The following is a 20,742-nucleotide window of genomic DNA, read 5'->3' on the forward strand; positions in this document are numbered from 1 at the left end:
CGTGATCGTCACCGAATTCGCGCGCAACCAGTGGTATGTGGCCGCCTACGGCCACGAGGTGGGCCGGCGTCAGCTCGGCCGCACCATCCTGAACGAGCCGATCCTGCTCTACCGCACCGAGGACGGGCGGGCCGTGGCGATGGCCGACCGCTGCGTGCACCGCCGGTTCCCCCTGTCGGAATCGCCCAGCCATCTGGTCGGCGACCGCGTGGTCTGCGGCTACCACGGCTTCACCTACGGCCCGGACGGCGTCTGCGTCGCCGTGCCCGCGCAGCAGCGCATCCCGCGCACCGCGCGGCTGCGCACCTACCCCGTGGTGGAGCAGGACTCGTTCGTCTGGGTGTGGATCGGCGACCGCGAGCCGGGCGACACGCTGCCGCCGCGCGCTCCCTGGCTGGTTTCGCCCGACTACGCAACGGTGTGCGGGATGGAGCCGCTGAACGCGCGGTACGGCCTGCTCGTGGACAACCTCCTCGACCTGTCCCACGAGACGTACCTGCACGGCGGGTACATCGGCACTCCGGAGGTGGCCGAGACCCCGATCACGACGGAGGTCGACGAGGACGCGGCCGTCGTCTACGTCAGCCGCCACATGGACGACGCGGCCTGCCCGCCGTTCTACGCCGAGTCGACCGGCATCAAGGGCCGGATCACCCGCTGGCAGGACATCGAGTATCACCCGCCGTGCCTGTATCTGCTGCACAGCCGCGTCGCCCCGGTCGGGTCGCCCCCGCCCGCCGCCGACGGCACGGACCCGCACGCCTTCCACGTCGAGGTCGTGTACGCGATCACCCCGTCGACGGAGAACGCCACCTACGACTTCTGGGCGGTGGCGCGCGACTTCGCGCTCGACGACGAGAAGGTCTCCGACTTCCTGCGGGACAGCAACCGCACCGTCGTCCTGCAGGACGTGGCCGCGCTCAACACGCTGGAGCAGGTCCTCGCCGCGGAGCCGGACCGATACCAGGAGCTGTCGGTGAACATCGACACCGGCGGGCTGGCCGCCCGCCGCCTCCTCGCCCGGATGGCCGGCCCCGTGCCGGCCGACTCCGTGCCCTCGCAGACCGCCGTTCGATGAACGCGCGGGACTCCGGTGCGCGGGCCGGCCGCACCGTCTACCGCATCCGCTGGCTGCCGGGGACGGACCGGCTGCACGCCTCCTGCTTCTGCGGCGCGGAGCGCGAGTTCGAGGACCCGGTGGCCTTGTGGGACTGGCTGCTCGGCCACCCGGAGGGCCACCGGCCCCGGCCCACGGCGGCGCAGGACTCCCCGGCCCCGGCCGCCGCGCTCGTCTGAGACACGACATCCTCCAAGAAAGGAAGCCTCGGCGACCATGCCCGTCACGGAACCGGAGCTCGACGTCAAGGTGGCGGGCAAGGTGCCCGTCGCCGAGGGCGTCGTCCTCCTGCGTCTCGTCCGTCCCGACGGCGGCCCGCTGCCCGTCTGGACGCCGGGCGCACACGTCGACCTGCTGCTCGGCCCGGGACTGGTCAGGCAGTACTCGCTGTGCGGCGACCCCGGCGATCCCTCGGTCTTCCAGGTGGCGGTGCTGCGGGAGACCGGCGGGCGGGGCGGCTCGGCGTACGTGCACGACCGGCTCGCCGAGGGCGACACGATCCGGGTGCGCGGTCCTCGCAACCGCTTCGGCCTCGCCGAGTCACCGCGCTACCTGTTCGTCGCCGGCGGCATCGGCATCACCCCGATCCTGCCCATGATCGAGGAGGCGGCGCGGCGCGGGTGCGACTGGCGGCTGGTGTACGGCGGGCGCACCCGGACCTCGATGGCGTTCGCCGATCGGCTCGTGCGGCAGCACCCGGGCCGGGTGGAGCTGTGCCCGCAGGACGAGACGGGCCTGCTCGACCTCGACGCGCTGCTCGGCGTCCCGCGTGCGGACACCCTCGTCTACTGCTGCGGACCCGAGCCGCTGCTGGCGGCGGCGCAGGAGCGGTGCGCCTCCTGGCCGAAGGGAGCGCTGCGGGTCGAACGCTTCGTGCCCGCGGCCCGGAACGGCGCGGGCACGGCGGACGGCACGGCGGACGGCACGGCGGAGGGTGCCTTCGAGGTGGAGCTGGCCCTGACCGGCACGACGCTGACCGTGCCGGAGGGCCGCTCGATCCTGGAGGTGGTCGAGGAGGCGGGGGTCGCGGTGCTGTCGTCCTGCCGCGAGGGCACCTGCGGCACGTGCGAGACGGCGGTGCTCGGCGGCGTCCCCGACCACCGCGACGACCTGCTCACGGAGGAGGAGCGCGAGGCCGGGGACGTCATGTTCATCTGCGTGTCCCGGGCCCGGTCCGACCGTCTCGTCCTCGAACTCTGACCCGCTCCGAAGCGGAGGTCGCCTGCCGGCGCGACCGGCTCCGAGAAGGTGGACACACTCGCCGGCCTCGAACGGGGCCGTGACGGCGTCTACACGGCAGTCACCGCCGCTCCTTGTCGTCGGCGCCGAGGAAGACGATGTCGAGGTCGTGGAGCTGGTCCGGGGCGGCGTCGACGGCGATGCGGGTGATCTTCCCGTCGCTGACGTCGAACGTGAAGACGGCCTTCGGCCGGCCACGGTGCGACCAGACGGCCGCCGGAACGCCGTCGACCAGAGCGAGCCGGGCGGCCTGAGCTCGTCCGGCGAAGAAAGCCGCCACCGCGTCGGCGCCGCGGACGTCGCCGGCCACGGCGTCCGGATCGAGCAGCTCGAGCAGGGCGGCGAAATCCCCGCTCCGGGAGGCGGCAAGGAAGGCGGCGACGATTTCCCGCTTCGCGGATCGCGCGGCATCGGATGCCCCGGCCGCTCCTCGCACCCGGCGCCGGGCCCGGCTGGCGAGTTGCCGGGCCGCCGCCGGGGAGCGGTCGATGATGGCGCCGATCTCGTCGAACGACACGGCGAAGACGTCGTGCAGGACGAACGCGAGCCGCTCGGCGGGAGTCAGCGTGTCCAGCACCACCATCAGCGCGACACCGACGGAATCGGCCAGCAGCGCCTCGTCCTCGGGGCCGGCCTGGCTCGTGGGGTGGGGGCCCGCGTGCGGCGCGGCCGGCTCGGGCGGCAGCGTCCCGGCCGACTCCTCAGGCCGGGTCCGGCGTGCCTCGAGCATGTTGAGGCAGACCCGGGCGACGACGGTGGTCAGCCACCCGGCCGGATTCTCCACCTGGCCGGTGTCGGCGCGGCCGGCCCGCAGCCAGGCCTCCTGCACCGCATCCTCGGCTTCACTGGGCGAGCCGAGCATCCGGTAGGCCACCGCTTGCAATCGGCCCTGGTGCTCGGCGAACCGCTCGCTCAGCCAGTCCTGCTCGACCATGTGTCACATTCCTCCGTCGCCGCCTGTCATACCAAATGACCGGCGGAACCACGCCGATGTGACATCCGGGCCCGGTCCGGATGCCCGGCCTGCCGGTTCAGCCGGCGAATACCCCCGAAACCATCAGGAGAGAACCGTGTCACTGCAGGTGAACGCCATCATGCTCGGCGTCGAGGACCTGACCCGAGCCAAGAAGTTCTATGAAGGCCTGGGCTGCGAGATCGACAAGGACACCCGCCATTTCGTCTCGTTCAGCCTGGGCGAGGGATCCCCGCAGCTGGCTCTCTACGAGTGGGAGGCGGCGGCACAGGACGCCGGAGTCTCCGCGGAGGGATCCGGATTTCGCGGTGCCTCATTCCACTTCAACCCCGACTCCAGGCAAGCGGTGGATGAGATGTTGCGCAACGCGGTGGCCGGCGGCGGCAGCGTGGTCAAGGAGGCGGCTCCCGCCCAGTGGGGCGGGTACTTCGGTTACTTCAGCGACCCGGACGGCTATCTGTGGAAAGTCACCACCTACGCCTCCTGACCTGTAGAACTCACGCGGGGTCCCCGGCCGCGCCACCCCGGTGAGGCCGGGGACCAGGCCGGGCTCCTCGCGGCGATCCCCCATCTCGCCTGTCAGCTACTCCAGGTGCCGACGGTCTCGCCCGAGGCGATCGCCGCATCCTTGATTCGCTGGTGCACCGCTGTCGCGTCGCCGCCCGGCGTGATCGGGCCGCGCAGCGCGTACACGATGAAGTGGTAGTGATGGACCCCGCTCGGCGGGCAGGGGCCGGCGTAGGCGGCCTTGCCGTCGCTGCCCGGCAGGACCTTCCCCGGGGCGCGGCCCTCGGGCGCGCTCGTCTCGGTGACGGGGATGCCGGTCACGATCCAGTGGATGTACGTCCCACCGGGGGCGTCCGGGTCGTCCACCACGATCGCCAGCTCGCGAGCGGACTTGGGAACGCCGCTCCAGGCCAGCGGGGGCGAGACGTCCTGGCCTCCCTGCCGGGCGCACACGTATCTCCCGGGGATCTTGGCGCCCTCGGCGAAGGCGGGGGTGCTCACCTTCAAAGTGTCCGCGGGCGGGGCGCCCTCGGCCGAGCACCCCGGGAGGACGACCGTCAGGAGGACACCGCCCACCAGCTTGCCGATCTTCATTCGGCCAGGATAGGCGGCCGGAGCAGGTCAGCGCCGTCATTGCGCGCGGCGTGTGCGACGCCGAGCCGCCGGGAAGAGCGATGCGAGCCGTCCCGCCCCCGGCCACGCCGGGAGCGCGACGGCTCGGCGCACTCAGCCGTCGATGCGGTGGGTGGTCCAGAACGACGACAGGTCGACGGAGGTGGCGGCCTGCGCGGCGGCCTTGAAGTCCGCGGTGGTCGATATCCCGTACCAGTGGGCGGCGGCGTAGTTCTTCAGCAGGTTCTGCATCGCCGTCGTGCCGATCGCGCGCCGCAGGTCGTGCAGCGCGCACTTGCCGTAGGTGTAGACGACGGTGCCGTACCTGCTCGAATGGGCGTCCCAGTAGGCCATCGAATTGCTGATCTTCTCGGCCGATGACTGCCAGGAGACGCTGTTCCAGCAGTTGGTGCCCGAGATGCCGTTGTAGAGGTCGGTGGCGTAGTCGGTGAACGACTCGTCCAGCCACGGGCTGCTGTACTCGTCGTCGCCGACGATGCCGTACCACCACTGGTGGGCCAGTTCGTGGGCGAGCGCGGTGGAGCTGACCACGTCGAGCACGAAGCCCGGATACTCCATGCCGCCGAACCAGAAGTTGTTGTCCAGCACCACGTCCGCCTCGCCGTACGGGTAGGCGCCGAACCGGCCCGCGTGGGCGACGAGCGCGTTCTTCGCGGTGGTCATCATCGAGCTCGCGCTGCCGGAGCTGATCGAGCTCACCCGGTAGACGTTCACGACGACGCCCGTCGTGGTGGTGCTCGTGGTCTTCACGAACGGCCCGGCCGCCCAGGCGAACTCGCGCACGTTCTTCGCGGTCGCCTTGGTGATCGTGCGGCCGGACGTTCCCGCCGTGTCGACGGAGGTGCCGGTCGCCGGCACCAGCAGCGACGTCGGGTGGTCGAGCGTCACCGAGTAGTCGCTGATCAGCGCGTAGAAGGACTCGCCGTTGTTGCTGTACGGATCGAGGTGCCAGCCGCTCGCGTCGCGGACCGCCAGGACCGGCAGCGCGTTGCCGATGAAGGTGTAGGACCCGTCGCGCCCGAACCGGTCGGCGCCGCTGGGCACGACGATGCTGAGGTCGAACCCGATCGAGGCGCTCTGGTTCTGGGGGAGCGGGGCGGGCAGGTTGATCTTCAGCGCGGTGCAGGAGACCGACAGCGGGGACGGCGTGCCCCCGGTCACGTTGGTCACGGTGACCGGCGTGGACGGGCACGTCCCGTGATAGTTGTCCCACAGACGGAGATAGACCTCCGTCAGAGGGTCCGCAGACGGGTTGGCGAAGGTGACGCTCTCATGCCCCGTCCACGTGCTGCCCGAGGCGTTGCTGGTCAGGGTGACCGTGTAGGAGGGCGATCCCGGCGTCCTGGTCCCGTCCACGGCGTGAGCGGCCGGCGGGACGCCCCAGACGAGGACGAGCACGGCCGCCGCCGTGGTGATCAGGAATCGTCGCACCATGAGGAGGGTCTCCTTTCGAGCGCCCGGACCCCCGATCTGCCGACATAATGTAACTTTTTGTCAAATGGCGGTCAATGATTTCTTTTTGGCCGTTCTGGTGCTTTTAGCGACAAGATTTGCCCCGGCTGGCATTGGTTGCCTGGTTACGCGATGTGATTGCACGGGGACGAACTGTCATCGATACTCGTCCGGGTGACAGCCGCACTCGGGGAGGGCCAGGGTGGTTCGGACCAGGCGTGGCAGGACCACCACGGCGATCGTCGCCGCGACCGTGCTCCTGGCCCTCCCTTCTTCGTCCTGCGCGGCCTCCGCCGGTCCCGGCGGTGATCGGCCGATCGACTGCCGCGGCTGGTCGTGGCCGAACCCGCACACCGTGAAGAACGCCAGGCCGGTGTACTCGCTGACGAGCGGGAAGTGGGGCAACGAGGTGGACGTCACGCTGTGGCGCGGCGACGCGGGGCCGCGCGGGGAGTGGCACTACTGGGCGGCCCTTACCGGCCGCACCCGTCCGGGTGACGCGGTCTGGCTCGACGTCTGGCCGCCGGGTGGCGGCCCGTGGCATCGGTGTGGCCCCTTCCCCGTGGGCCGCGACGGCCAGGCGGTCTCCTCTCCGATGGCCGTCTGGCGTGATTACACCCTCGTCAAGGCCTGCGGCCGGCACGACGACTTCAGCGCGTGCGGACGCGACAAGGGCGCGATGGTGGACTGATCCCGGTGCCGGCCGGGGAAGGCCGGCACCGGGATCGGCGGGTCAGCTCGTCGAGCAGGGCGAGCCGTTGAGGGTGAACTGCTTGGGCGCGGGGTTGGCGCCGTCGTCCCAGCGGCCGAGGAAACCGAAGGTCACGCTGCCGCCGTTCGCCGCGATCGTGGCGTTGTAGCCGGCGTTGGTCACCGTCACCTTCGACCCGCTCTGGGTGTAGGAGCCGTCCCACAGCTGGGTCACGGTCTGCCCGTTGCCGTACGTCCAGCCGAGCCGCCAGCCCTTCACGGCCGTGGCCCCCCGGTTGACGATCCGGACCCCGGCCTGGAAGCCGCCGGGCCACTGGTTGGTGATCGTGTACGTCACCGTGCAGGCGGCGGCCGGCGTCGGCGAGGAACTGGGAGAGGGACTGGGCGACGGGGACGGGCTGGGGCTCGGGGACGGGGACGGGCTGGGGCTCGGGGACGCCGAGGGGCTGGGAGAGGGGCTCGGGGACGGCGAGGCGGAGGGTGAGGGACTCGGGGACGGCGAGGGGGAGGGCGACGGGCCGGTGCCGGCGGGGATCACGACGGTGCTGATCGAGTCGGCCGGGAACGTGCCGGTGAAGCCGCCGGCCCCGACCTGCACGTCGGCGTCGCGCCTGATGGCCGAGGTGTCGGCCGCGCCGTACCGGTAGACCTGCGCGGTCGCGCCGCCGTCGCGTCCCTTGACGGCGACCTCACTGGTCAGGTCGTCGCCGGTCTTGTTCACCACGACGAGCGTGAGCGCGTGGTCGGAGGCCCGCTCGGCGGCGTACACCGCCAGCTTGCCCTGGTCGGCGCTGGTCGCGCCGACCGCCGTCTCACCGAACCGGCCGCCCTCGCCGTCGTAGTTCAGGTACATCCGGAAGGCGTACGCGCCGGGCTGGGAGGCCGTGGGCGGCCCCCACAGGGTGGCGAGGTCGAGGCCCTCGCGGCCGAAGATGCCGAGGATGTCGGCCTGGGCCAGGGCCCCGTTGATGTGGTCGAGGGCACCCCAGTTGTACTCGGTGATCGCGGTCTTGGTGCCGGGATACTCGGCGGCCACCAGCTCCTCCATCCGGGGGATCAGCCGGACCTGCGTGTTGATCCAGCTCTCGTCCGTGTACGACGGATCCCACAGCGCCCGGGTGGAGCGCAGCCGCAGGGCGTCGGTGGCCGGGTCGCCGCCGGAGCCGAAGGCGACGCCGGACGCCTGCGGGTAGAAGTGCTCGTCGAAGTAGTCGAGGACGCGCAGGCCGTGCTCGTCCTCGTAGTTCTTCATCTGCCGGAGGTACCACGTGGTGAACGGAAGGCCGCCGCGTACCTCCTTGTCCGGAGGGTTCGACCAGCAGTTGGTGCGGCCGCAGGTCTCCTGGTCGAGGCCGGAGTAGTCCCAGGAGGACCAGCCCCAGCCGACCGGGCCGAGCGTCTTCGCGCCGGGGTCTGCGGCCTTCACGGCGGCGCCGATGAGGTAGGCCTTGTCGCGCAGCTCGACCGAGCTCGCGCCCTCGGGGTGGACGTCCCGGTGCGTGCTGTGCCAGATGTCGGGCTCGTTGTCGAGGTTGTAGAACTTCACGCCGCCGCCCGAGGCCGTGCCGTACCTGCCGGTGAGGTGGCCGATCCAGTCCTTCACGTACGCCGCGCCGGCCTCGACGCTCGTGTCGTGGGGGTCGTTTCCGGTGATCTTCGTGCCGTCGGGCTTCACACCGTTGCCGCAGTCGGGACGCCACTGGTCGGTCTGCTGCTGCGGGCCGTATTCGGCGACGGAGAACCCGCAGGAGGCGTCGCGGCCCTTGGGGACCCAGCCGATCAGCGGGACGGTGAGGATTGTGTCGGTGCCGGTGCGCCGGTCCTGCTCGACGAACCGGTCGGTGGTGGAGCCGTCCGGCAGTTTCGACGGGTCCGGGTTGTCCTCGGCGATGTTCTCGAAGTACCAGTCGGAGGCGCGGTTGCTGGTGTCGTACAGGTAGTTGTAACGGGTCGTCGCGTTGCCGCCCCACCGGCGCACCGGGAGACGCAGTTCCTTGGCCAGCGCCTCGTCGGCGAAGTTCATGCCGTAGATGTACGGACTGATGGGGTGCCGCCCGGTGGTGGTGTCTACCGTCAGCGCGGGGCCGTCGGCCGCCGCGAGGGCGGGCACCTGGCCCGCCGCGCCGATCGACAGGGCGATCGCCGCGGTGAGGGCGATCGGGAGCGTTCGCGTTCGCACGGGTCTCCTCTCGAGTCCCTGGGGGTCTGGGGTTCCGGGGCCGCCGGATGCGAGGGGAGCACCCGTCGCGCGGCCAGGCCATCACGCTGGCCAAGACCCGGGCGGGGAACAAGAACGCGGTTCGCCGGAGCACCGCGGGCACGCGTTGAGCAGCCACACCCCCTCACCCGCGGATGGAAGTTTCACGAGGACACCGGACCCCGGCCGGGCCCCCACGGCGTGCCGCATCGCACAACCGAGGGACCCGTTCCTGGGCTGGAAGACTCAGACGAGGCGCCGCCGCCCACTGCGGAGGTCGAGCGACTTCCTGCGTACCGCGGGCTTCTCCCAGGAGTCTGGTTCTCCTGAGTCCCCGAGTCGTCCTGGGACGCCTGAGACTGACAAGCCGCATATCAGGAGACTGCCTGTCACGGATCGAGGCGGTGGCGGGGCCGCGAGGCTCTACCGGCTTCTCGGCCTCGGCTTGAAATAGTGCGCGACCATGTAGGCGGTGACCTGCGCGCCGATCTTCGCGCCCTGCACGTCTGCCGTGCGGGTGTGGATGCCGCCCCAGATGCGGGCCTCGATGACCTCGGCGAGCGCCTGGGAGAAACCGCGGAAATACCTGGTGGTGCCCGAGTCGGCGCTGTAACCGCTGAAGGGGATGTCGTCCCGGCCGAAGAAGTGCCTCAACGCCGACATGCTCGCCGCGGTGAAACAGGTGTGCCCGGACGTGTAGTCGGGGTGCGGTGGCGTGACAAGCAACGGCGTCCATTCGGGATCGGCGGACGTCTGCGGGTTGCCGTCCGTGTCGGCCAGCCGGATCGCGGTGACCGGCCGCCAGAAGTTCCATGCCGCCTTCTCGTTGTAACAGGCGATCGTGGCATCGGCTTCGGCCAGGTCGACCATCGCGAACATTCGCGCCGTCTGAAGGGTGTTCAGTCGCTGCCGCGTCGCGAGCTGACGCTTGATCTCCCATTCGGCCAGATGCCGGTCGTGCCACCAGATCGCGGCCTGCGTCTGGTCGGCGGTCCTGACCGTGCTGGTCGCCGAGCCGACCGCCTTGACCTCGTTGAAGTCCCGGGCGTACCGGCGGCTGGTGAGCGTCGGCGGGCCGGACGTACGGAAGACGGACGCGCTGGGGATGAGGAACGGCTTGAGGTGACCGACCCATGCTCCGTCCGAGGCGAACGTGGGCGGCGTCGGCCGCCACTGACCAGGGCGGGTGCCCACGGGCCAGGTCTGGTCGCCGAACGCCCCGTCGTCTCGTCGCGCCGCGATCATCGCATCGGCCGCCTGCGTGCCCACGGTGATTCCACGCTGTTTCGCGGCGCCGTCGGGAATCGCGCCCAGCGACTCGTCGTACTGGGTTTTCAACCTCGCCTGCTGGTCGGGAAACAGCGCTTGCAGCACCCGGTAACCCGCGGTCGCGACGGCCGCGTCCGTCGATTCGGTGCCATTGGCGGCCGGTGCGACCAGGTACGGCTGGTAGGGAGCACCGGCGATCGCGTTCACCGCGTCGTAGACCGCTCCGTGCACCATCGCGAAGCTGCGAGCCTGGACCTGCGGCTGCTGACCGGCAATGTCCCAAATCGCGGTCTGAGCATTACGGTCCCAGACGATGACGGAGTTGGCGGAGGAGCCCGAATCTTCCGCGTATGCGGGGGACGAGCCGAGTACGGTCGGCGACCCGGCGGCGATGACCCCGGCGACGGCCGCCCAGACGACTGCGGCTCGCATAGCCGCTGCCCGGCATGTAGCAAATGGGCTGAACATGAACGCAAACTACTATGCCGCCGAAAAACGTTACAGTGATCAATGCGCCGAAAAATCGATATCTACCCAACCGGAATGAGCTTCGTCAACTTGCGAGCTATTCATGCCCTGATCATGCCGGATAGGATGCGTCACCGGACTTCGGGGATGACCAGTGCGGCCCGTATGGCTCGCAGGTGTCGCGGATCTTTCCCGTTTACCGGTGGTTCTATAGGCATCGAAGCCAGGCGACCAGCGGATATCCGCCCCCATTCGGTAGCTCCATCCATCGATAACCCGCCTCGACCCGGGCACCGATGTTCCTGGTCTCTCCTTCGCCCCAAAGGCATTCGGGGCGACCACCGATGTGAAGCATGCCGTCGCGACCCGTCCACGGCACCTCGGCTGGAAGCTGCATCGTCTGCCTGCCGTCCGGGGTGAACGAGCCGCCACTGCCGTTGGCAACGAGCTGGGCATACCCCTCAGCGGCGATCAACGAGACCTTTCCGATGGGCAGGTTCTGCGCCGCGACGCCCCCGATAAGGGCGGCGCCAACCACGATCGTGATGAGAAAGGCAGGACGAATCGAAACTTCGCCTGTGAGTGAATGGAGCAAGCGGCGGGGGAGTGACATGCCGGGACTGTAGCTTTGATCCCTGCGCGGCGCGCACGCCTTCACTTGACTCATTTTTCCGTCCGCCTCGACCCACCGCGGAGCGGCAGCGGGCCGGCGACGGACCAGGTAGCCCAGGGTGGTGTCACCCGTCGTCAGGTAGGTCGAGCCGGACACAACCAGCCCGCTGCCGCTCGGCGCGGTGGCGTCGTAGGCCGCACCGCCCACGACCCGCGCGTCGCGCCCGTTGCCCAACGCGTCGCTCACGGTGTGCCGGAGGAGGGGGCCCAGGCCACCAGCGGCCGGTCCGGCGAGGGAGTGGCGCGGGGGTTCAGCGCCACGGTGGCCGAGGCGCCGACGGTTCCGCCGTCCCCGGTCGCCGTGGCGGTGATCCGCGTGCTTCCGGTGCCGTCGGCGGGCCCGCGGTGACGGCGATCGCGGCCTCGTTCTGGATGGTGTACGCCTTGCCGGCCGTGGCGTTCCACGTCAGCGTGTCGCCGTCGCGGTGCGGGCCGACCTCGTGGCCCTTCTCGTCGTGGACGCGGTAGCGGCCGGCGATGAAGCCGGACTTCACCCGGATCGGTCCGGTCGAGCCCGGGTGCACGGTGATCGTGTCGGCGGCGCCGTTCTTCCAGGTCGCGTCCACGGTGATGTCGCCGCGGGCGCGCAGGCCGGAGAACGAGCCGTTCTTCCACGCCGACGGGAGCGCCGGCAGCACGTGCACGTAGTCGTGCTGGCTCTGCACCAGCATCTCCGCCACCCCGGAGGTGGCGCCGAGGTTGCCGTCGATCTGGAACGGCGGGTGGGTGTCCCAGAGGTTGTCGAGGGTGGAGGTCTTGATCTGCTCGCTGAGCATCTTCAGCGCGTGGTCGCCGTCGAGCAGCCGGGCCCAGAAGTTGATCTTCCAGGCCTTGCTCCAGCCGGTGCCGCCGTCGCCGCGGGCGGCGAGTGAGACCTTCGCGGCCTCGGCCTCGGGCGTCCCCGCCGTGATCTGGTCGCCGGGGTGCAGCGCGTAGAGGTGCGAGACGTGCCGATGGTCGTCGGTCGTGGAATCCCCGTCGCTCTTCCACTCCTGGAGCTGGCCCCAGGAGCCGACGCGGATGCCCGGATCGAGCGTGGCGAGCTTCGCCTTCACCTCCGCCTGGAAGTTCCCGTCCACGCCGAGCTTCTGCGCGGCGGCGAGCGCGTTGGTGAGGACCTCGCGCACGATCTGCTGGGACATCGAGGCGCCGGCGGAGAAGTCGCCGTGCTCGGGGGAGTAGCTCGGCGACACGACCAGCGTGCCGTCGCGCGGATCGGTGTGCAGGAAGTCGAGCCAGAACTCGGCGGCGCCCTTGATCACCGGATAGGCGGTGTCGCGCAGGTAGTCCAGGTCGCCGGTGAACCGATACCTGTCGTAGAGCTGCTGGGTGATCCAGGCCGCCGCCTCGGGGAACCAGAACGCGGTGGCCCAGTCGTGCACGCCGGTGAAGCCGAACGGGTTGGTCTCGTTGCCGACCACCCAGCCCCGGGCGCCGTACATCTCCCGGGCGGTCTGCGCGCCGGGCGCGACCATCGCCGAGATGTACCTGTCGTACGGACGGGTGGTCTCGTCCAGGTTCGTCTGCTCGGCCGGCCAGTAGTTCATCTGCAGGTTGATGTTGACGTGGTAGTCGGCCGACCAGGGCGGGCTGGTGGAGTTGTTCCACACGCCCTGGAGGTTGGCGGGCAGCAGGTCGTTCTCCCGCGAGGAGGAGATCAGCAGGTAGCGGCCGTAGGCGAACATCAGCGCCTCCAGCGCCCGGTCGTCGGCCGAGCCGCCGCCCGTGTACGCGCGGCGCAGCCGGTCGGTCGGGACGGCCGGGGCGCTCTGGCCGATGTCCAGCTTCACCCGGTCGAACAGGCCGCGGTAGTCGGCCAGGTGCGTGACGGTCTTGTCGTCGCGCGGCGAGGTGTGGCGCAGCGTGAAGGAGACCTTGCCGCGCCGGTCGGCGGACAGCCGGCCGACGATCACGTTGCCGGGGTGGCCGGCGAAGTACTCACGCGAGTACGTGACGCCGCCGGCGGCGTACGTCACCCGGGCCACGGCGTCGCGCAGGCTCAGCTCACGCCGGTACGCGGTGGGGTTCAGAGGCGCGCCGGCGAAGTCGAGATACAGGTCGCCGAAGGTCTGGTAGGCGCCGAAACCCGTTTTGGGCCGGCCCAGCTTGGCGGCCACGGCGTCCGGCGCCATCGTGCCGTCGCGGTCGATCTGCCGCCGGACCTCGGCGATGGCGTCCGGCCGCGGGGTCTTCCAGTTGCCGAAGTCGTAGCCCGGAGAGCCGGGACCACCGGTCCACAGCGTCTTCTCGTTGAACTGGAGCTGCTCGGTGGCCACGCCGCCGAAGATCATGGCCCCCAGCGGGCCGTTGCCGATCGGCAGCGCCTGGGTTTCCCAGTCGCTGGCGGGCCTGTCGTACCAGAGGGTCAGGTCGTGGGCGGTGGGTTCCGCGGCCGCCTGCGCGGGCGGGGCGAGACCCGCGGCCGGCGCGAGGACGGCCGGGAGTCGTAACGGGGAGTGAGTCACACATTCCTCCGGGGGGCGGCATGAGCGAGCCGTCGGACCGCAGGCCGAGGCGTGACCCTGGGCCGGCACCGGTTCAGAGCGTGCGGCGGAGCCACTCCTCGACGCCCGCCACGTGGACCGTGGCCCATGCCCTGGCCACCTCGGGCCTCCGGGCCGCGATCGCGTCGCAGATCATGACGTGCTGCTCCCGGGTGTCGTCGAGCGCTCCCTCCTGGGTGAGGCCGCGCCACACCCGGGCCCGCGTCGTCGGCCCCGAGAGGCTGTCGATCAGCGAGCACAGCACCGGGTTGCCCGCCCCCGCCGCGATGTGCTGGTGGAACCGCAGGTCGTTGGCGACCAGCTCCTCCACGCTGGGATCGTCGGGCAGCGCGTCGAGGATGGCGCGGAGCTCCTTGACGTCCTCGTCCGGCATGTTCATCGCGGCCATCGCGGTGGCGGCGGGCTCCAGGACGCGCCGCACCTCCAGGAACTGCAGCACGGTGTCGTCGCGGTGGAAGTCCACGACGAACGACATCGCCTCCAGGAGCAGGTGGGGCTGCAGGCTGGTGACGTAGGTGCCGTCGCCCTGCCGCACGTCGAGCACGTTGATGAGAGCGAGGGCGCGGACGGCCTCTCGCAGGGAGTTGCGGGACAGGCCGAGCCGTTCGGCCAGATCGGCCTCCTTCGGCAGCCGGTCACCCGGAGCGAGCTCGCCCGACGTGATCATCTGCTTGATCCTGTCGATCGCCGCGTCCGTGACCGCCACGGAGCCTCCCCACTGTCTCCTCGCGAACGAGGCCGCATACATCGGATGTCTAGCAGTGTAAAGGAGTGGAGGTCGCGTCCGCGCCGGACGTGCCTGCGCTGAGCCCTGCCGCTTCGCGGCGTCAAGAAGGGGGAACGGCATCGACGCCCTCCTCCGATCTCCTTCGGAGGAGGGCGCCCGGTGGGGCGCCCTCGCGACGAGGGCGCCCCGGGCGATGGTACGCGTGGTCAGACGCGGGTCCAGCGCTGGTTGGCCTGGCCGTTGCAGGTCCAGATGATGACCTTGGTGCCGTTGGCGGTGCCGTTGTTGTAGGCGTCCAGGCACTTGTTCGCGCCGACGGCGGTGATGGTGCCGTCGGAGTTGAGGCGCCACTTCTGGTTGTTCTGGCCGTTGCAGTCCCAGATGATCACGCTGGTGCCGTCGGCCGTGGCGCCGCCGTTGACGTCCAGGCACTTGGTGCCGTAGACCCGCAGCTCACCCGAGGCCGTCGGCGTCCACTGCTGGTTGGCCTGGCCGTTGCAGTCCCAGAGCTGCGCCTGGGCGCCGTTGGTCTGGGAGACGCCGGTGACGTCCAGGCACCGGCCCGACCCCACACCCTTGATCGCGCTCCCTCCGGTGGGAGTGGGTGTGGGGGACGGCGTGACCAGGCCCCCTCCGCTCACGATGTACATGGCGGCCCCGTGCGCGGGCACCGATGCGCTGATCGTCCCGGACGAGGAGCCGGTCGTGTGCGCCCACAGGTCGCGTACGGAGTAGGAGGCCGCGGCGCCGAGGCCGAGGGCGGAGGCGGTGGTGGACACCGTCGCCGTGCCGCTGCCCCGGTTGAGCAGTACGACCGCGACCGAGCCGTTCGACATCGGCTTGCGCCAGACCTCGAGGTTGCCGTTGTCGCTGATCTTGGTGCCCTGCCGGCCGCCCCAGTCCTGGTTGACCGCGATGACCTCGGTGTTGGTCAGGATCGTACGGGTGTCGGCGCTCATCGTGCGCAGGTCGTTGCCGGCGATGAGCGGCGCGTTCAGCAGCGCCCACAGGCTGAAGTGCGCCCTGCCCTCGGTCCCGGTGATCGAGCCGTTGCCGACCTCGAGCATGTCGGGGTCGTTCCAGCCGCCCGGCCCCGAGTACGCCTCCAGCCCGACCTGCTGGTCCAGGATGCCCATGACCGAGCCGAAGTTCGACTGGATGTCGCCGGTGGTGCGCCAGGAGTTGCCGGTCTGCATGCCCCAGGTCCAGACGCTCTCCTGGCCCCAGTTGCACAGGCTGAACAGGATCGGACGCCCGGTGGCGGCCAGCGCGTCGCGCATCGCCGCGTACCGCTGCTGCCCGTTCTTGCCCTGGTGGTCGCCGCAGTTGTCGTACTTGAGGTAGTCGATGCCCCACGACGCCCACAGGGCCGCGTCCCGCCGCTCGTTGCCGAGGCTGGCCGGATAGCCCGCGCAGGTCGTGAGGCCCGCCGAGGAGTAGATGCCGAGCTTCAGGCCCTTGGAGTGGACGTAGTCGGCCACGGCCTTGATCCCGTTGGGGAACTTCTGCGGGTCCGGCACCAGGTCGCCGTTGGAGTTGCGGCTCTTGGTCGACCAGCAGTCGTCGATGTTGACGTACTGGTAGCCCGCCGCCGCCATGCCGCTGGAGACCATGATGTCCGCGGTCTGCCGGATCAGGCTGTCGCTGACGTTGCAGCCGAAACTGTTCCAGTCGTTCCACCCCATCTGGGGCGTACGGGCGAGCCCGTTGTCCAGCGCGGCGGCCGGCGACGTCATGCCGCCTGCCGCGACCAGGGACCCGGCGGCCAGCACCGCCGCCAGCGTCCATCGAACGATCTTGTGCATCTGACTCCTTACCCGTGGCCGGTCCGTCGCCCGTGGGAGCGAATCGGGGCCTGTTATCGGTAACATTTCGCGCCGGCTCGGCCTTCACGTGGGATGGGTTTGTGGTGTGCGGCGGAGCAAATACGACCCCGCCGATCCCGTCAAGAGGGCTCCGGTGCGCGTGCCTCGCAGGATGCCGCGCCGCCTGCCCTTACCGGGTGCGGTCGTCGATCCGGGGCGCGCGCTCCGGTGAAAGTTTCAGCCCAGAGAGCCAGTGCTGCGCATTCTCGGAACGTTGCCGCTGCGGCATTCCTCATCGTCCCAGGCAGGAGTGTTTTGCGAGCGAGTGATCACACGAAACTTTCCGGCTCGTCTTGACACTTTTCGTGACGGTTTCCACACTGAGCCCGGGTGGTCTCCTGTCGGAGCGGCGGTGGGCGGCGGTCTCGCCGCCCACCGCACGCTCCCGCGACGGGGCCGCGCCGTCGATTCCGCGGGTGTCCCGCGCCTCGTTCGACGTCATCCGACAGCGGGTGGCGAGCAAGGCAGATTGTTAGCGCTAACAAAGGACGTCCAGGAGGCCACGTGTCGCCCTCATCCTTCAGCCGACGCCGGCTGCTCCAGGCCGCCGGGGCCGCCGCAGTGGTCTCCGCCGTCGGGGAGGTCGCCGGCGCCCGGGCGGCCGGAGCCGCGGTCGCGCCGGCCCGAGCCGACATCGGCGTGTCGGCGTACGCCTTCGAGCTCGGGCAGGTGCGGCTGACCGGGGGCCGCTGGCTGGACAACCAGAACCGGACGCTGTCGTATCTGCGGTTCGTCGACGCCGACCGGTTGCTGTACAACTTCCGGGCCAACCACCGGCTGTCCACCAACGGCGCCGCCGCGAACGGGGGGTGGGACGCCCCCAGCTTCCCGTTCCGCACCCATGTGCAGGGACACTTCCTCACCGCGTGGGCCCAGGCCTACGCCGTGCTCGGCGACACCACGTGCCGGGACAAGGCGAACCACATGGTGGCGGAGCTGGCCAAGTGCCAGGCCAACAACGGCGCCGCCGGGTTCAACGCCGGGTATCTGTCCGGCTTCCCCGAGTCCGACTTCACCGCCCTCGAGGCCCGCACGCTGAGCAACGGCAACGTCCCGTACTACTGCGTGCACAAGACGATGGCCGGGCTGCTCGACGTGTGGCGGCACATCGGCAACACGCAGGCGCGTGACGTGCTGCTGGCGCTGGCCGGGTGGGTCGACTGGCGGACCGGCAGGCTGAGCGGCAGCCAGATGCAGGCCATGCTGGGCACCGAGTTCGGCGGCATGAACGCCGTGCTGACCGACCTCTACCAGCAGACCGGCGACGCCCGCTGGCTGACCGCGGCTCAGCGGTTCGACCACGCGGCCGTGTTCAACCCCCTCGCGGCCAACCAGGACCAGCTCAACGGTCTGCACGCCAACACCCAGGTGCCCAAGTGGATCGGTGCGGCCCGCGAGTACAAGGCGACCGGCACCACCCGCTACCGGGACATCGCCGCCAACGCCTGGAACATCACCGTCGGCGCGCACACCTACGCGATCGGCGGCAACAGCCAGGCCGAGCACTTCCGGGCTCCCAACGCCATCGCCGGGTATCTCACCAACGACACCTGCGAGCACTGCAACAGCTACAACATGCTCAAGCTGACCCGCGAGCTGTGGCTGCTCGACCCGAACCGGGCGGCGTACTTCGACTTCTACGAGCAGGCGCTGTTCAACCACGTCATCGGCGCGCAGAACCCGGCCGACGGCCACGGGCACGTCACCTACTTCACGCCGCTCAAGCCGGGCGGCCGCCGTGGCGTGGGCCCGGCGTGGGGCGGCGGCACCTACAGCACCGACTACAACTCGTTCTGGTGCTGCCAGGGCACGGGTGTGGAGGTCAACACGGCGCTGATGGACTCCGTCTACTTCTACAACGGCACCACTCTGATCGTGAACCTGTTCACGCCGTCGGTCCTGAACTGGACCCAGAGGGGGATCACGGTCACCCAGACGACGTCCTATCCGGCGAGCGACACCGTCACCCTGCAGGTCACCGGTGACGCCGGTGGGTCGTGGTCGATGCGCGTCCGCATCCCCGGCTGGGCCACCGGGGCGACGATCAGCGTCAACGGCGAGCAGCAGAACGTGGACACCACCCCCGGCACCTACGCGACCCTCACCCGCACCTGGACCTCCGGCGACACCGTCACGGTCAGCCTGCCGATGCGCGTGGTCATGAAGGCCGCCAACGACAACCCCAACGTCGCGGCGATCACGTACGGCCCGGTCGTCCTGTCCGGGAACTACGGCAACACGGCGCTGTCGGCGCTGCCCGCCCTGAACACCGCGTCGATCACCCGGACCGGCACCACGGCGCTCACCTTCACCGCCACCGCCAACGGAGCCACGGTCAACCTGGGCCCGTTCTACGACGCCCACGGGTACAACTACACCGTCTACTGGAGCGCCAACGGCCAGAGCGGCGGAGGCGGGACCGCGACCTACCGGCTGGTCAACGCGGCCAGCGGCCTCGTCCTGGGCATCCAGAACATGTCCACCGCCGACGGCGGGCTCGCGCTGCAGTGGAACGACAGCGGCACCGCCGACCACGACTGGGAGATGGTCGTCGACGGCACCGCCGTACGGCTGCGCAACGTCAACAGCGGCAAGGTTCTCGGCGTGGAGAACATGTCCACCACCGACAACGCCCGCGTCCTGCAGTGGAGCGACAACGGCACCGCCGACCACCGCTGGACGATCATCGACGCCGGCGACGGCTCCCACAAGATCCGCAATGTCAACAGCGGCAAGCTGCTCGCCATCCAGGGCGGTTCGACCGCCAACGGAACCCAGGCGGTGCAGGACTCCGACAACGGCAGCGCGGACAACCAGTGGCGGTTCGTGCCCAACGGGGCCCGGCGCATCCAGAACCTGGCCAGCGGGCTGGTGCTGGGTGTGCAGGACATGTCCACGGCCGACGGCGGCTTGGCGATCCAGTGGGGCGACACCGGCACGGCCGACCACCTGTGGACCGCCGTCGTGGACTCCGGCGGCTATCTGCGCCTGCGCAACTCCAACAGCGGCAAGGTGCTCGGCGTGGAGAACGCGAGCACGGCCGCCGGCGCGCGGGTGCTCCAGTGGGCCGACAACGGCACCGCCGACCACCGGTGGCGGCTGCGGTACGGATCCAACGGGTGCTTCCGCATCCAGTGCGCCAACGGCGGCCGGGTCCTCGGTGTCAGCGGCGGCTCCACCGCCCAGGGCGCCCAGGTGGTCCTCGCCGACGACAACGGAGCGAACGACCACCTCTGGCGGTTCCTCTAGTCCGGAGGGGAGCGGGCGGTCAGGGCCGCCAGCGGTAGTGGGCGTCGGGCAGGTTCTCCTCGTTGCCGCTGCCGTCGCTCTCCGCGACGAGGGTGAAGCCGTGCCGCTCGTAGAAACGCCGGGCACCGGTGTTCCGCTGGAACACATGCAGGTCGAGTCCGCGGGGGCGCGCCTTCTTGGCGTGGTCGAGCAGCGCGCTCCCAGCGCCGCCGCTCTGCGCGGCGGGCGCGAGGTAGAGGTGGTCCAGCCACTGTCCGCGCAGGGCGGCGAATCCCACGATCCGGCCGCGCAGCTCGGCGACCCACACCTGCGACGAGGGGAGCATGACGCCGGCGATCCACGCCCGGGTCTCCTCGTCGGAGTGCAGGCGGGGCAGATAGGTCATCCCGGCCCGGGCGGCGAGGAACACCTCGGCGACGCCTCCGGCGTCACTGTCACCGGTCCCGGCGCGGCGGATCAGCGGCACAGTGCGTGACACAGTGTGTGACACAGTGCGTGACACAGTGCCGTGAGCGGACTGTCCCGCGCGGTCCGGCCGGGCAGCGGGGGTGCCGGCGCTCACGAGCCGGTCCGCAGGGCGTCGCGGGCCGCCATCAGGGCGAAGCCGAGCAGGTTGAGGCCCTGCCAGGTCGAGGGGGAGGCGGCGCGTTCGTCGTCGGCCGTCAGGCCGATGCCCCAGATCCGGTCGAGTGGGCTGGCCTCGACCAGCACCCGGTCGGCGGTCGCGAGCAGGAAGCGCGACAGCTCGGGGTTCTGGCCGAACTTGGCGATGCTGCCGCGGACCACGATGGCGAACCGGTCAGCGGCCCAGACCTGCTCGTCGAAGTCGCGTACGGTCCGGCCGAGCTTCTTGGCCTCGCCCGGATGACCGGCCGCGAGGACGGCTTCGGCGGTCCGCGTGTCGCCGAACAGCCAGGCCTTGTGCGCCATCATGTAATGCTCCGCGGAGGCGAAGGTATGGCCGTCCTCCGTGAAGGCGGCCGGCCACCACTGCGACAGGCAGCCGGGGCCGACCCCGCCGTCACGGGCCGGCCGGTGGCCCCAGAAGTACAGGTAACGGAGGCTACGGCCCGCCTGCTCCGCGGCGATCGCCTCGTCCACGCTGCGAGGCGGCGAAATCTGCTCGGACACGCACACACCGTGCCACAGGCGGCCCCGT

18 protein-coding genes and 1 pseudogene are annotated in these 20,742 nt (G+C 70.4%); 7 read left to right on the plus strand and 12 right to left on the minus strand.

Features of this window, described 5'->3' with window-relative positions:
* The first annotated feature begins 1 nt into the window (after position 1).
* From HHX35_RS44940 to HHX35_RS38150, 3 genes are read left to right on the plus strand one after another with little or no spacing between them, the layout of a single operon-like run.
* Entirely contained in the window at positions 2-1,078 is a 1,077-nt protein-coding gene (locus tag HHX35_RS44940; protein WP_220506362.1) for an aromatic ring-hydroxylating dioxygenase subunit alpha, read from the plus strand.
* Positions 1,075-1,296 (plus strand): hypothetical protein, encoded by a 222-nt coding sequence (locus HHX35_RS38145; protein WP_142560815.1) that lies wholly within the window; start codon positions 1,075-1,077, stop codon positions 1,294-1,296. The genes HHX35_RS44940 and HHX35_RS38145 overlap by 4 nt, the downstream gene beginning before the upstream one ends.
* Before the next feature lie 37 nt (positions 1,297-1,333).
* On the plus strand, positions 1,334-2,317 hold the full coding sequence (locus HHX35_RS38150) for a PDR/VanB family oxidoreductase (protein WP_182903465.1): 984 nt from the start codon (positions 1,334-1,336) through the stop codon (positions 2,315-2,317).
* 100 nt (positions 2,318-2,417) lie between these two features.
* Here the strand turns inward: HHX35_RS38150 and HHX35_RS38155 are convergent, their stop codons facing one another.
* Positions 2,418-3,290, minus strand: a complete 873-nt coding sequence (locus tag HHX35_RS38155; RefSeq protein ID WP_182903466.1) for a sigma-70 family RNA polymerase sigma factor — start codon at positions 3,288-3,290, stop codon at positions 2,418-2,420.
* 136 nt (positions 3,291-3,426) lie between these two features.
* Between HHX35_RS38155 and HHX35_RS38160 the strand changes: the two genes are divergently transcribed.
* On the plus strand, positions 3,427-3,816 hold the full coding sequence (locus tag HHX35_RS38160; RefSeq protein ID WP_182903467.1) for a VOC family protein: 390 nt from the start codon (positions 3,427-3,429) through the stop codon (positions 3,814-3,816).
* A gap of 92 nt (positions 3,817-3,908) precedes the next feature.
* Here HHX35_RS38160 and HHX35_RS38165 read toward each other — a convergent pair whose 3' ends face one another.
* Both HHX35_RS38165 and HHX35_RS38170 read right to left on the minus strand, forming a co-directional pair.
* Positions 3,909-4,430, minus strand: a complete 522-nt coding sequence (locus HHX35_RS38165) for a YbhB/YbcL family Raf kinase inhibitor-like protein (RefSeq protein WP_182903468.1) — start codon at positions 4,428-4,430, stop codon at positions 3,909-3,911.
* 132 nt (positions 4,431-4,562) lie between these two features.
* The gene (locus tag HHX35_RS38170) at positions 4,563-5,903 is read right to left on the minus strand and encodes a M1 family metallopeptidase (RefSeq protein ID WP_182903469.1); all 1,341 of its coding nucleotides are present in this window, start codon (positions 5,901-5,903) and stop codon (positions 4,563-4,565) included.
* Between the two features lie 220 nt (positions 5,904-6,123).
* Here HHX35_RS38170 and HHX35_RS38175 point away from each other — a divergent pair, with 220 nt between their 5' ends.
* The gene (locus HHX35_RS38175; RefSeq protein WP_182903470.1) at positions 6,124-6,612 is read left to right on the plus strand and encodes a hypothetical protein; all 489 of its coding nucleotides are present in this window, start codon (positions 6,124-6,126) and stop codon (positions 6,610-6,612) included.
* 42 nt (positions 6,613-6,654) lie between these two features.
* Here the strand turns inward: HHX35_RS38175 and HHX35_RS45245 are convergent, their stop codons facing one another.
* Entirely contained in the window at positions 6,655-6,969 is a 315-nt protein-coding gene (locus tag HHX35_RS45245; RefSeq protein WP_396781672.1) for a cellulose binding domain-containing protein, read from the minus strand.
* Between the two features lies 1 nt (position 6,970).
* On the opposite strand from HHX35_RS45245, the gene HHX35_RS45250 reads away from it, so the two are divergent.
* The gene (locus HHX35_RS45250) at positions 6,971-7,279 is read left to right on the plus strand and encodes a hypothetical protein (protein WP_396781674.1); all 309 of its coding nucleotides are present in this window, start codon (positions 6,971-6,973) and stop codon (positions 7,277-7,279) included.
* Between the two features lie 545 nt (positions 7,280-7,824).
* Here the strand turns inward: HHX35_RS45250 and HHX35_RS45255 are convergent.
* The 6 genes and pseudogenes from HHX35_RS45255 to HHX35_RS38205 all read right to left on the minus strand — a co-directional run.
* A pseudogene (locus HHX35_RS45255) lies at positions 7,825-8,655 on the minus strand (glycoside hydrolase family 44 protein); the annotation flags it as partial.
* A 597-nt stretch (positions 8,656-9,252) separates the two neighbouring features.
* The gene (locus tag HHX35_RS38185; protein ID WP_182903471.1) at positions 9,253-10,530 is read right to left on the minus strand and encodes a vanadium-dependent haloperoxidase; all 1,278 of its coding nucleotides are present in this window, start codon (positions 10,528-10,530) and stop codon (positions 9,253-9,255) included.
* A gap of 244 nt (positions 10,531-10,774) precedes the next feature.
* Entirely contained in the window at positions 10,775-11,425 is a 651-nt protein-coding gene (locus HHX35_RS38190) for a hypothetical protein (RefSeq protein ID WP_182903472.1), read from the minus strand.
* Positions 11,426-11,489: 64 nt separating this feature from the next.
* Positions 11,490-13,703 (minus strand): glycosyl hydrolase family 95 catalytic domain-containing protein, encoded by a 2,214-nt coding sequence (locus HHX35_RS38195; RefSeq protein ID WP_310739586.1) that lies wholly within the window; start codon positions 13,701-13,703, stop codon positions 11,490-11,492.
* Positions 13,704-13,776: 73 nt separating this feature from the next.
* Positions 13,777-14,448, minus strand: coding sequence for a FadR/GntR family transcriptional regulator (locus HHX35_RS38200; RefSeq protein ID WP_182903473.1), 672 nt, complete (start codon positions 14,446-14,448; stop codon positions 13,777-13,779).
* Between the two features lie 227 nt (positions 14,449-14,675).
* Positions 14,676-16,274, minus strand: a complete 1,599-nt coding sequence (locus HHX35_RS38205) for a lectin (RefSeq protein WP_182903474.1) — start codon at positions 16,272-16,274, stop codon at positions 14,676-14,678.
* 564 nt (positions 16,275-16,838) lie between these two features.
* Between HHX35_RS38205 and HHX35_RS38210 the strand changes: the two genes are divergently transcribed.
* Entirely contained in the window at positions 16,839-19,583 is a 2,745-nt protein-coding gene (locus HHX35_RS38210; RefSeq protein ID WP_182903475.1) for a beta-L-arabinofuranosidase domain-containing protein, read from the plus strand.
* Positions 19,584-19,602: 19 nt separating this feature from the next.
* Here HHX35_RS38210 and HHX35_RS38215 read toward each other — a convergent pair whose 3' ends face one another.
* Both HHX35_RS38215 and HHX35_RS38220 read right to left on the minus strand, forming a co-directional pair.
* Positions 19,603-20,061 (minus strand): GNAT family N-acetyltransferase, encoded by a 459-nt coding sequence (locus HHX35_RS38215; protein WP_310739587.1) that lies wholly within the window; start codon positions 20,059-20,061, stop codon positions 19,603-19,605.
* Between the two features lie 80 nt (positions 20,062-20,141).
* The gene (locus tag HHX35_RS38220) at positions 20,142-20,720 is read right to left on the minus strand and encodes an NADAR family protein (protein ID WP_310739588.1); all 579 of its coding nucleotides are present in this window, start codon (positions 20,718-20,720) and stop codon (positions 20,142-20,144) included.
* Between the last annotated feature and the right edge of the window lie 22 nt (positions 20,721-20,742).

Source organism: Microbispora sp. H10830, assembly GCF_014161375.1.
Lineage (GTDB): Bacteria > Actinomycetota > Actinomycetes > Streptosporangiales > Streptosporangiaceae > Microbispora > Microbispora catharanthi.